This is a genomic window from Streptomyces sp. NPDC102441 (assembly GCF_044765585.1).
Classification (GTDB): domain Bacteria; phylum Actinomycetota; class Actinomycetes; order Streptomycetales; family Streptomycetaceae; genus Streptomyces.
Window position 1 is genome coordinate 199,787 of the sequence record NZ_JBIWKH010000012.1, and the last position, 11,773, is coordinate 211,559.

Sequence of the window (11,773 nt, forward strand, 5' to 3'; positions counted from 1 at the left end):
GCTCAGATGACTCCGTTCGTCTTCAGAAGCCGCAGTTCCTCGTCGCCCAGGCCCAGTTCGCCGACGTACACCTCCGCGTTGTGCTCACCGAGCAGCGGGGAGGTGACGATCTCGACGGGGGAGTCGGACAGCTTCAGCGGGCTGCCGACCGTGGTGAAGGTGCCGCGCTCGGGATGCTCGACGCGGACCACCATCTCGTTGGCGGCGAGGGACTCGTCCTCGACGATCTCCTTGGTGGAGAGGATCGGGCCGCACGGGATGTTGTGCGCGTTGAGCTGTTCCAGGACGCCCCACTTGGGGAGCGTCGCCGACCACTCCTCGATCAGCTGGAACATCTTGCCGAGCTTCGGCAGCCGGGACTCCGGCGTCGCCCACTCGGGGTCGTCCGCCAGCTCGGGCCGGCCTATCAGCGTGGACAGCGGCTTCCAGCCGACCGGCTGCACGATGACGTACACGTAGTCGTTGGGGCCACCCGGCGCGCACTTCACCGCCCATCCCGGCTGGCCGCCGCCGCTGGCGTTGCCACTGCGCGGCACCTCGTCGGCGTCGGCGGTGACCTGTGCGTTCGGGTACTCGGCGAGCGGCCCGTGCTCCAGTCGCTGCTGGTCGCGCAGCTTGACCCGGCACAGATTGAGCACCGCGTGCTGCATCGCCACGTTGACCCGCTGCCCGCGCCCGGTGTTCTCGCGCTGGAACAGGGCTGCGAGTATGCCCGCCACCACATGGATCCCGGTGCCCGAGTCGCCGATCTGGGCGCCGGTGGCGAGCGGCGGCCCGTCCTCGAACCCGGTGGTGGACATCGAGCCGCCCATGGCCTGCGCGACGACCTCGTACGCCTTGAAGTTGGTGTACGGGCCTTCGCCGAAGCCCTTGATGGACGCGTAGACGATGCGGGGATTGATCTCCTGGATCCGCTCCCAGGTGAACCCCATGCGGTCCACGGCGCCCGGGCCGAAGTTCTCCACCATCACGTCGCTGCGGCGGATGAGCTCGGTGAGGATCTCCTTGCCGCGCTCGCTCTTGGTGTTGAGGGTGATGCTCCGCTTGTTGCAGTTGAGCATCGTGAAGTAGAGGGAGTCGACGTCGGGCAGATCGCGCAACTGCTTGCGGGTGATGTCGCCGCTCGGCGCCTCCAGCTTGACCACGTCCGCCCCGAGCCAGCCGAGCAGCTGGGTGGCGGAGGGGCCGGACTGTACGTGCGTCATGTCGAGGACGCGCACGCCCTCAAGAGCTTTGGTCATGCCAACCGCTCCTCTTCTACTTGTACATGGTCTGGTTCATCGTTCCGGGGGCGTACGCGTCCGGGTCGACCCAGACATTGATGAGCGAGGGCAGTCCCGACTCACGGGCCCTGCGCAGCGCGGGTGCGATGTCGGCGGGGTCGCGCACCTCTTCGCCGTAACCACCCAGCATCTGGGCGAACTTGTCGTAGTGGACGTCGCCCAGGGTGTTGCCGACCCGCTCGCGCTCGTCGCCGTACTTGGCCTTCTGGCCGTAACGGATCTGGTTCATCGAGGAGTTGTTGCCGACGATGCCGACGAAGGGGAGGTTGTAGCGGACCAGCGTCTCGAAGTCCCAACCGGTGAGGGAGAAGGCGCCGTCCCCGAACAGTGCCACCACCTCCTTGTCGGGCCTGGCCTGCTTCGCGGCCAGCACGAAGGGGACCCCGACCCCGAGCGTGCCGAGCGGACCCGGGTCCATCCAGTGGCCCGGGGTGCGGGGCTGGACGACCTGCCCGGAGAAGGTGACGATGTCGCCGCCGTCCCCTATGTAGATGGAGTCCTCGGTCAGGAAGTCGTTGATCTCGCTCACCAGCCGGTAGGGATGGATGGGAGAGGCGTCCGACTTCAGCTGGGGCAGCCGCTTCTCGATCGACACCTGCTCGGCGGCCCGCAGTTCGTCCAGCCAGGCCTTGCGCAGAGCGGAACCGCCGTTGATCCGGCCGCTCGCGGCCTCCGTGACCGCCTTCAGCACGACCGACGCGTCGCCGACGATCCCGAGGTCGATGTCGCGGTTCTTGCCCACGGTGCGGTAGTCGAGGTCGATCTGGACGACGGTGGCGGCCGGCGAGAGCCGCTTGCCGTAGCCCATCCGGAAGTCGAAGGGGGTCCCCACGATCACGATCAGGTCGGCGTTGGAGAACGCGTAACGACGCGAGAGCTGGAAGTGGTGCGGATCGCCGGGCGGCAGGGTGCCGCGGCCCGCGCCGTTCATGTACGCCGGGATGTTGAGCGTCCGGACGAGCTCGGTGGCGGAGTCCGTGGCGCGTGTCGTCCAGACCTGGCTGCCCAGCAGGATGGCCGGCTTCTCGGCGTGGACGAGCAGATCTGCGAGCTTCTCGATGTCGGCCGGGTCGCCGCCCGCACGGGTCGACGCGCGGTACCGCCCTGCCTCCGGGACCCTGGCCTTGTCAGCCGGGACCTTGGCGTCGAGCACATCGCGCGGGATCTCCAGGAACGACGGTCCTGGCGCCCCGTGGTAGCACTCCCGGAAGGCCATCGACACCATGTCCGCCGCCCGCGCGGTGTCCGGCACGGTGGCCGCGAACTTGGTGATGGGCGTCATCATGTCGACGTGCGGCAGGTCCTGGAGCGAGCCCATCTTGTGCTGGGTGTGCGCCCCCTGGCCTCCGATCAGGAGCATCGGTGACTCGGCGCGGAAGGCGTTGGCCACCCCGGTGACGGCGTCGGTCGTCCCTGGCCCCGCGGTGACGACGGCGCACCCCGGCTTCCCGGTGATCCGGGCGTAGCCGTCGGCCGCGTGGGCGGCCACCTGCTCGTGCCGTACGTCGACGACTTCGATGCCCTCGTCGACGCAACCGTCGTAGATGTCGATGATGTGGCCGCCACAGAGGGTGTAGATGCGTTCCACCCCCTCCGCCTTGAGTGCCTTGGCGACCAAGTGCCCACCGGAGATGAGGTTCTGGCTGTCCTGGCTGTCCTCGGGCATGGCGATGTTCCTGTCCCTTCGTAGGGGAGTGCGGGAGCCGCTCCGCCGCTCTCGCGGTACATTGCATACAGTCGACGAATACTGTATGAAGCTTGTTATCCCGCATCCGGTGGGTGGTGTCCAGGGGGCGTGCGGCACTTTCACAATCGGCACGATCGGGAGTGGCTATGGATCTGTACGAGCACCAGGCAAGGCAACTCTTCGCGGATCACGGCATCGCCGTACCGGACGCCGAGGTCGTGGACCACCCGTCCGCGGCCCACGCCGCGGCCGAACGGCTCGGCGGCCGGGTCGTCGTCAAGGCACAGGTCAAAGTGGGCGGCCGGGGCAAAGCCGGCGGGGTGAAGGTGGCCGCGGACCCCGGGGCGGCCGTCGTCACCGCCCGCCAGATCCTCGGCATGGACATCAAGGGCCACCTCGTCCGGACGGTGATGCTCGCCCAGCCCGTCGACATCGAGGCGGAGTTCTACGTCAGCTACGCCCTGGACCGCGCCGCCGGAACCTTCCTCGCGATCGCCTCGGCGGAGGGCGGCATGGACATCGAGGAGGTCGCCGCCACCCGCCCGGAGGCGGTGGCCCGTATCCCCGTCGACCCCGCCGAGGGCGTCACCGCGGCCAAGGCGGCGCAGATCGCGGAGGCGGCCTCCCTCCCGCCGGAGGCCGCACCCGTACTGCAGGCGCTGTGGCAGGTCCTCACCCAGGAGGACGCCCTGCTCGTCGAGGTCAACCCGCTCGTCCGCACCGTGGACGGCCGCATCCTCGCCCTCGACGGCAAGGTGACCCTGGACGACAACGCGGCCTTCCGCCAGTCCCGTTGGGGCGCGGACACCACCGACCCGCACGGGGACCCGCTGGAGGCCGCGGCCCGCGCCAAGGGGCTCAACTACGTCAAGCTCGACGGCGAGGTCGGCATCATCGGCAACGGCGCGGGACTCGTCATGTCCACCCTCGACGTGGTCGCCGGCTGCGGGGCGCGCCCGGCCAACTTCCTCGACATCGGAGGAGGCGCGTCGGCCCGCGTCATGGCCGACGGGCTCACGGTCATTCTGTCGGATCCCTCCGTGAAGTCCGTCTTCGTCAACGTGTTCGGAGGCATCACCGCGTGCGACGCGGTGGCCGACGGAATCGTCCAGGCCCTCGACTCCGTCCATCTGACGAAACCCCTGGTCGTCCGCCTCGACGGCAACAGCGCGGCACGCGGCCGGGCGATCCTCGACGACCGCGCGCACCCGATGGTCCAGCAGGTCACCACGATGGACGGCGCAGCCGACCGAGCAGCCCGACTGGCCCTGGGAGGGCACTGATCATGGCTATCTTCCTCAGCAAGGAGAGCAAGCTCCTCGTCCAGGGCATGACCGGCGCCGAGGGCATGAAACACACCAGGAGGATGCTCGCGGCGGGCACCCAGATCGTCGGCGGCGTCAACCCGCGCAAGGCGGGCCGCAGCGTGGACCTCGACGACCGTACGGTCCCGGTCTTCGGTTCCGTACGCGACGGGATGGACGCCACCGGCGCAGACGTCACCGTCGTCTTCGTCCCGCCGCCGTTCGCCAGGGAGGCCGTCGTCGAGGCGGCGGACGCGGGCATCGGCCTGGCCGTGGTCATCACCGAGGGCATCCCCGTCCACGACGCCGTGGCCTTCCACGCCCACGCCAAGGCGCGCGGCACACGCATCCTCGGACCCAACTGCCCCGGGGTGATCAGCCCCGGGCAGTCCAACGCGGGCATCATCCCCGCCGACATCGCGACGAAGCCCGGCCGCATCGGCCTGGTCTCCAAGTCGGGCACGCTCACCTACCAGTTGATGCACGAACTCCGCGAGACAGGCTTCTCGACGGCGGTGGGCATCGGTGGCGACCCGGTGATCGGAACGACGCACATCGACTGCCTGACGGCGTTCGAGAACGACCCCGACACCGAACTGATCGTCCTCATCGGCGAGATCGGCGGCGACGCGGAGGAACGCGCCGCGGCGCACATCGCCCGGCACATCACGAAGCCGGTGGTCGGCTACATCGCGGGCTTCACAGCCCCCGAGGGCAAGACGATGGGCCACGCGGGAGCGATCGTCTCGGGCTCGAGCGGCACGGCCGCGGCGAAGAAGGAGGCGCTGGAGGCGGCAGGTGTGGCAGTGGGCTCCACCCCGACGGAAACGGCCCGCCTGGCGGAGGACAGGCTGCGCGGCTGAGAACCGACCCCGGCTCAAGTGTCTCAGGCGGTGCGGCACCCCGTCCGGAGCCGAGCCGCACATGTTTGAGCCCGTCCGGCGATTGAGGACCGGGGTCCGGGGCGGAGCCCCGGTTACGGGAAGGGGCGGGCAGGGGAACAGGCCCGCCGCAGGCGCCCAACCCGCCCCGCCACGGCACCCCGCACCCCGCCACCGCACCCCGCACCCCGCACCCCGCACCCAGAGCGGAGACCCGATGACACAGTCACCCGCACCGACGCCCGCCGCCGCCCCCACCCCCCTCACCCTCGCCCTCAAGCCAGGAACCGCCTGGCAGGACGCCTGGCAACGCAGCCTGACCACCGCTCCCGAGGCCTTCGAGGACGACCGGACCCGCAACCTCTGGGCCGCCACCTGGCACCGGGACGGCCGCACCCTCCCCGCCACGAGCCCCATCGACGGCACGCCCATCACCGGCCCACCCCGCCTGGACGCGGCGACCGCCCGGCAAGCGGTACGGGCGTCCCTCGACCAGCACCGCGCCTGGCGCCACATCCCGCTCCCCGAACGCCGCGCCCGTGTCTCGGCCACCCTCGACGCCCTCACCGAGCACCGCGAACTCCTCGCCCTGCTCCTGGTCTGGGAGATCGGCAAGCCCTGGCGTCTCGCCCAGGCGGACGTGGACCGCGCCATCGACGGCGTCCGCTGGTACGTCGACCACAGCGACCGCCTCCTGGCCGGCCGCACCCCACTCGCCGGCCCCGTCTCCAACATCGCCAGCTGGAACTACCCCATGTCCGTGCTGGTGCACGCGATGCTCGTACAGGCCCTGGCCGGTAACGCCGTGATCGCCAAGACCCCGACCGACGGCGGTGTCTCCTGTCTCACTCTCGCCTGCGCACTCGCCGCCCGGGAAGGCGTCCCGATCACGCTCCTCAGCGGCAGCGGTCGTGAACTGTCCGAGCCGCTCGTCCGGTCGGCCGAGATCGGCTGCGTCTCCTTCGTCGGTGGCCGGGACACCGGCGCCCGCATCGCCACCGCCGTCGCCGACCTCGGCAAGCGGCACATCCTCGAACAGGAGGGCCTCAACACCTGGGGCATCTGGAACCACACGGACTGGCCGTCCCTCACCGCGGTCATCCCGAAGCTGTTCGACTACGGCAAGCAGCGCTGCACCGCCTACCCCCGCTTCGTCGTCCAGCGCACCCTCTTCGCGGACTTCCTGGCGGCCTACCTCCCCGCCGTACGCTCCCTCCGCACAGGGCACCCCCTCGCCGTCGAGCACCCCTCCGACCCACTCCCCGCCCTGGACTTCGGCCCGTTGATCAACACGACCAAGGCCAAGGAACTGCACGACCAGGTCACCGAGGCGATCGACCGCGGGGCCGTCCCCCTCCATCAGGGGTCCGTGGCGGACGCCCGCTTCCTCCCCGGCCAGGACACCAGCGCCTACCTCCACCCGGTCACGCTCCTCAATCCACCCCCGTCCTCCCCGCTCCACCACGCGGAACCCTTCGGCCCGGTCGACACGATCGTCCTGGTCGACACCGAGGCCGAGCTCCTCGCCGCCATGAACGCCTCGAACGGGGCCCTGGTCGCAACCCTCTCCACCGACGACCCGGCGACGTACGAACGCCTGGCCCCGCAGATCCGGGCCTTCAAGACCGGTCACAACAAACCGCGTTCCCGGGGCGACCGCGAGGAGCTCTTCGGTGGCTTCGGTGCATCCTGGCGCGGTGCGTTCGTCGGCGGCGAACTGCTCGTGCGGGCCGTGACCGAGGGGCCTCCGGGGGAGCGGCTGCCGGGCAACTTCCCCGACTACCACCTCATGCCGTAGGTGGACGGGAAGTTAAAGGATCTGTAATGCACCGTCAACTCGCCAATGCGCACTCATACGATCTTCGTACTGAAGATCGGACTCGCACCGTAAGGAATCCTCGTGAAGAGATCTAAGGCGTGGACGGCGCTCGCCCTCCCTGTCCTGGTCGCCTCGGCCGTCCTCACCGCTTCTCCGTCGGCCACCGCAGCTTCCGCCGACACCCTCGTCGCGTCCGGTGGGATGAGCACGCAGGCCGCGCTCACCTGCAAGGCGTACGGGAGGGGCGGGGTGACGAACGCCCGTACCCCGGTCCACACGGGTGCTTCGGGAAGTTCGACCGTCACCAGCTACATCGGTGCCGGACGGACGGTCCACCTGTACTACGAGTGCGTCAATTCCGTAGGGAACGTCTGGTACGAGATCACCGGTGATCTCGACGAGAACGCCCCTGGCACCCCCGTCAACGCCAGGTTCATCTACAGCGGATATCTGTAGACCGGACCTGTCTGAGCAGATCGCCGGGGGAGAACCTCAGCCGATCCAGCGCCGCCGGCCGCGGCCACGCCGCGGCCGGCCCCGCTAGAGAACGCCCGCCTCCCGCGCTGTCCACACCGACGGGACCAGCGGGCGGTAGCCCAGTTCGCGACGGATGCGGGTCGTCGACATCACGCTGTGCCAGGGGTCCGGGGCGTCCTTGTCGTACGCCTCCTGCGGCACCGGCAGGCCATGGAACTGGAAGAGGTCGACCATGGTGACCGGGGCGTCGTCGGCGATGTTGTAGACACCGTGCGCACCGGGCGCGTACAGCAGCCGACGCAGGCCCTGCGCCACGTCCATGTGATGGCCCATGTGCAGGCGCTGCATGGCAGGCCAGTTCGGCGCGTACTTCATCACGTCCGCGAGATGCGGGTCCCCGTCGCCGTACACGAACGGCAGCCGTCCGATGCGGAGGTCGTTCAGTCCTTCCATGGATCCGAGCGCCTGCTCCGCCTCCCACTTGGACTCCGGGTAGGCGCCCCACAGATGGGTGCCAGGCACCGTCTCGTCGCTCTCCACCAGCGCCCTGCCCCGGCCCGCGCCGTACACGAGACCGGTGCTGACCTGCACGAACCTCCGCACCCCTGAGGCCACCGCGGCCCGCCCGAGCTCGATGGCCGCGTCGCGGTTCACCGCCCTCGCCTCCTCGTCCGGCACCCCGCGGAATGCTGCGGCGACGTTCACCACCGCGTCCACGCCGGCGGTCGCCCTGCCGAGCACCTCCGCGTCGCGCAGATCGCCTACCAGCACCTGGGCGCCCAGCTCGGCGAACCGTTCGCCGCGCGCCGCGTCCCGCACCAGGACCCGCACCTCGTCGCCGGCCGCCGCGCCCTGCAGCAGCCGCGGTACGAACCGCCGCCCTACCTGGCCCGTCGCTCCTGTCACCAATGTCAGCATGGCCGCCTCCTCGTTGTCGTAGCCATGTCTGAAGCGTGCGGGAGCTGCGGTGAAGGCGGGAGAGACGCGTCTGTCCAGGGACCGGCACTCCCTGGCTACGGAACCGGATCCGAGGGATCCTGAAATCGTGGACCGAACCGAACTCGCCGACTTCCTGCGCCGCGCCCGTACCCGCCTGGCCCCCAGCGACGTGGGCCTGAGCGCGGGTGCGCGGCGCCGCACCCCGGGCCTGCGCCGCGAAGAGGTGGCGCAGCTCGCCGGGATGTCCACGGACTACTACACGCGGCTGGAACAGCGCCGCGGCTCCCACCCCTCGCGGCAGCTGCTCACCGCCCTCGCCCGCGCCCTGCGGCTCACGGACACGGAGCGCGACCACCTGTTCCACCTGGCGGGCGAGGAGCCGCCCCGGCCGGGCGGCTCCTCCGACCACGTCCGCCCGGGGCTGCTGCTGATCCTGGACCGGCTGCACGACCTCCCGGCGATGGTGGTGAGCGACTGGGGCGAGGTGCTCGCGCAGAACACCATGGCGGTGGCCCTGGCCGGTGACCACACCGGGACGAACATGATCCGCCGCTGGTTCACGGTGCCGGGCGGGCGGGACCTGTCCCCGCCCGAGAACCGCGTGCAGCACGCCCGCGCACATGTGGCGAGCCTGCGGGCGGTCGTCGGGTCCCGCCCCGACGACCCCGGCCCGGCCGCACTCGTGGCCGAACTCCGCTCCAGGTCGGCGGAGTTCGAGGAGCTGTGGAAGACGCACGACGTCGTGGTGCGCCGCCCGTCCCCGAAGCGGTTCCTGCACCCGGTGGTCGGCCTCCTCGACCTCGACTGCGAAGTGCTGCTCAGCGACGGCCACAGCCAGCAGCTCGTCGTGCACTCGGCTCGGCCGGGCACGCCTACGTACGAGCGCCTCGAACTACTGCGGGTCATCGGCCTCCAGGATCTGAGCCCCGGGCCGCAGGAGACGGGCAAGGCACAGCGCTAGCGCGAGCGCCCTGCGTACGCGCTTCGCCACTGAGCGTACGTGAGTCCGACGCCGGTCCGCCCGGGTGCATCCGCACCGCACTGACCACCTGAAACGCAGGTGAAAGGCGCCCCGAACCCCTGGTATTGTTTTCTTTGTCGCCACGGGGAGGGCCCCGGGACGACAGACACCTTGTCCGGGTGGCGGAATGGCAGACGCGCTAGCTTGAGGTGCTAGTGCCCTTTATCGGGCGTGGGGGTTCAAGTCCCCCCTCGGACACTCACGCTGGGGCGCTCGGGAGATCATCCTGTACGCACTGACGAATTACCGGTTGAGCCTTGATGCTCACCGGTAATTCTGCGTTGAGAGGCCTTTCGGATCCCGCGCTCGGACATGCGGCATGGCTGGGCAGCGGTTCTTCGCCGTGGCGCAGCCATGCCGCATGCCGGCCGGTCAGGGGCCGGCGACCCGGTGCAGGTCGGTTTCGATGGCGGCGGCGCATTCCTGGAGCCGGGGCACCATGGCGCGGAGTTCGTCGAGGCTGCGCATGCCCGCGCTCGCGGCGATGTTGGCCGCGGCGATGACGGCTCCCGACCGGTCACGCACGGGGGCGGCCACAGCCCGCAGACCCTGGTTGAGTTCCTGATCGGCGAGGCAGAAACCATCGGCCCTGGCCGTCTCTATGACCGCGCGCAGCTCGTCGGCGCTGCGGAGCGTGCGGCCGGTCAGGGGCTGGAGCTCGATCCGGTCCAGGTAGGCCCGGAAGGCGTCCTCGGGCAGACCTGCGAGCAGCACCCGGCCCATGGCCGTGGCGTAGGCGGGGAACCGGGAACCCACGTTGATGGACACGCTGATCACCCCGCCGGCCGGAACCCGGGCCACATGTACCACATGGTCGCCGTCGAGCACGGACAGTGCCGTCGTCTCGCGCACCTCGCGCATCAGGCTCGTCAGGTGCGGTTCGGCGATCTCGGGCGTGGACAGTGCCCGCAGGTACGCGTGCCCGAGTTCGAGGGTCTTGGGGGTGAGACCGAAGAGCGCTCCCTCGCTGCGTACGTAACCGAGCTTGAGCAGCGTCAGCAGTGAGCGCCGAGCTGAGGCGCGGGACAGCCCGGTCGCCTTGGCGACGTCGCTGAGCGAGCGGGACGGATGGTCGGCGTCGAAGGCTCTGATCACTTCGAGCCCGCGCGCCAGTGACTGGACGAAGTCCGTGTCCCCGTGCCCGTCTTCGAGCAGTTCCATGTGTTGTCTCCCAGTCCCGGCGGTGGCGGCGACCACTTTCCCACATCCGCCGGAGGGTTTCGCCGCCGGACGCGAACAGCAGTGTACGCACAGCGAACGTTTGTGCGTGCGTCTAGCGCACAGGTGTTCAGATATGTATGGTCCTCCTCACGCACATCTGGTCCGGTTCGCCGGGCCCCGTTTCGTGGAGGAACGATGGAGTTCCCGATCATGCGCAGAAGGACGGCGCTGGCGGCCGCAGCCGGACTGGCTCTGTCGCTCACCGCCTGCGGTAGTGGCGATTCGTCGGGAGGGGGGCAGGTCCCCTCGTCGAAGACGCCGGTGACCGTGCAGGCCGGTTTCATCCCGGTCATCGACGTGGCCGCGCTCTACCTGGGGGAGAAGCAGGGATTCTTCTCCAGCCGTGGAATCAAGCTCGACATCAAGACCGCCCAGGGCGGCGCGGCCCTCGTCCCACCGGTGGTCAGCGGGCAGTACCAGTTCGCGTTCAGCAACGTCGTCTCGGTGCTCTCGGCCCGTGGCCAGGGCCTGCCCTTGAAGGTGATCGCCTCCGGATCCAATTCCACGGGTACCGAAGGCAAGGACGTGACGATGATCAGAGTCCCCAAGGACAGCCCGATCAAGTCGGCGGCCGACCTCGCGGGCAAGAAGGTCAGCGTCAACACGCTCAACAACCTCCTCCAGATGCTTGGCCAGGCCGGGGTGGACGCGGACAGGGGCGATTCGGAGAAGGTCGAGTTCGTCGAAATGCCCTTCCCCGACGCGGTCACCGCGCTCGGCAAGGGCGACATCGACGCCATGGTCACCGCCGAGCCGTTCGACACCATCGCCGCGGACGCGGGCACCCGGGTCATCTCGTCGCCCTACCTCGACCTGGCCGAGACGAGCCTGACCACGTCGGTGTACTTCACCTCCGAGGAACAGCTGAAGAAGAACCCTGAACTCTTCACCGCCGTGAAGGCCGCCATCGACGAGTCACTGACCTACGCGCAGGCACACCCCCGGGAGACCCGGGCGCAGCTCTCCTCGTTCATGAAGATCGACCCCGCAGTGGCCCAGAAGGTGACCCTGCCGACCTTCGCACCCGAGATCAAGCCGGCCTCCGTCGAGACGTTCGTCAAGACCGCCAGTGCGTACGGCCTGATCGACGACGACAACATCTCCTACGACGACCTGGTGTGGTCGGGAACGGCCGACTGAC

Annotated in this window: 10 protein-coding genes and 1 tRNA gene; 7 read left to right on the forward strand and 4 right to left on the reverse strand. The window is 69.6% G+C overall.

Annotation, left to right across the window (positions count from 1 at the left end; translation table 11 throughout):
* Positions 1-2: 2 nt before the first annotated feature.
* Positions 3-1,241, reverse strand: a complete 1,239-nt coding sequence (gene frc / locus ACIREO_RS26150) for a formyl-CoA transferase (protein ID WP_404114387.1) — start codon at positions 1,239-1,241, stop codon at positions 3-5.
* Between the two features lie 16 nt (positions 1,242-1,257).
* Positions 1,258-2,949, reverse strand: coding sequence for a thiamine pyrophosphate-binding protein (locus tag ACIREO_RS26155; protein WP_404114389.1), 1,692 nt, complete (start codon positions 2,947-2,949; stop codon positions 1,258-1,260).
* Between the two features lie 167 nt (positions 2,950-3,116).
* Here ACIREO_RS26155 and sucC point away from each other — a divergent pair, with 167 nt between their 5' ends.
* From sucC to ACIREO_RS26175, 4 genes are all read left to right on the forward strand, one after another.
* A complete protein-coding gene (gene sucC / locus ACIREO_RS26160) occupies positions 3,117-4,253 on the forward strand; it encodes an ADP-forming succinate--CoA ligase subunit beta (RefSeq protein ID WP_404114391.1) in 1,137 nt (378 codons plus the stop codon).
* 2 nt (positions 4,254-4,255) lie between these two features.
* A complete protein-coding gene (gene sucD, locus ACIREO_RS26165; protein ID WP_404114393.1) occupies positions 4,256-5,137 on the forward strand; it encodes a succinate--CoA ligase subunit alpha in 882 nt (293 codons plus the stop codon).
* A gap of 235 nt (positions 5,138-5,372) precedes the next feature.
* Entirely contained in the window at positions 5,373-6,953 is a 1,581-nt protein-coding gene (locus ACIREO_RS26170; protein ID WP_404114395.1) for an aldehyde dehydrogenase family protein, read from the forward strand.
* Positions 6,954-7,055: 102 nt separating this feature from the next.
* Positions 7,056-7,430 (forward strand): SH3 domain-containing protein, encoded by a 375-nt coding sequence (locus ACIREO_RS26175; RefSeq protein WP_404114397.1) that lies wholly within the window; start codon positions 7,056-7,058, stop codon positions 7,428-7,430.
* Positions 7,431-7,514: 84 nt separating this feature from the next.
* On the opposite strand, the gene ACIREO_RS26180 is transcribed toward ACIREO_RS26175, so the two are convergent.
* Positions 7,515-8,369, reverse strand: a complete 855-nt coding sequence (locus ACIREO_RS26180; RefSeq protein ID WP_404114399.1) for an NAD-dependent epimerase/dehydratase family protein — start codon at positions 8,367-8,369, stop codon at positions 7,515-7,517.
* A 127-nt stretch (positions 8,370-8,496) separates the two neighbouring features.
* On the opposite strand from ACIREO_RS26180, the gene ACIREO_RS26185 reads away from it, so the two are divergent.
* Together ACIREO_RS26185 and ACIREO_RS26190 are read left to right on the forward strand one after the other, a co-directional pair.
* Positions 8,497-9,351 carry a helix-turn-helix transcriptional regulator gene (locus ACIREO_RS26185; RefSeq protein ID WP_404114401.1) on the forward strand — a complete coding sequence of 285 codons (855 nt, stop codon included), beginning with the start codon at positions 8,497-8,499 and terminating at the stop codon, positions 9,349-9,351.
* Between the two features lie 173 nt (positions 9,352-9,524).
* Positions 9,525-9,609 (forward strand) — tRNA-Leu (locus ACIREO_RS26190).
* Between the two features lie 174 nt (positions 9,610-9,783).
* On the opposite strand, the gene ACIREO_RS26195 is transcribed toward ACIREO_RS26190, so the two are convergent.
* Positions 9,784-10,572 (reverse strand): IclR family transcriptional regulator C-terminal domain-containing protein, encoded by a 789-nt coding sequence (locus ACIREO_RS26195; protein ID WP_404114403.1) that lies wholly within the window; start codon positions 10,570-10,572, stop codon positions 9,784-9,786.
* Positions 10,573-10,782: 210 nt separating this feature from the next.
* Here ACIREO_RS26195 and ACIREO_RS26200 point away from each other — a divergent pair, with 210 nt between their 5' ends.
* Positions 10,783-11,772 (forward strand): ABC transporter substrate-binding protein, encoded by a 990-nt coding sequence (locus ACIREO_RS26200; protein ID WP_404114405.1) that lies wholly within the window; start codon positions 10,783-10,785, stop codon positions 11,770-11,772.
* The last annotated feature ends 1 nt before the right edge of the window (position 11,773 follow it).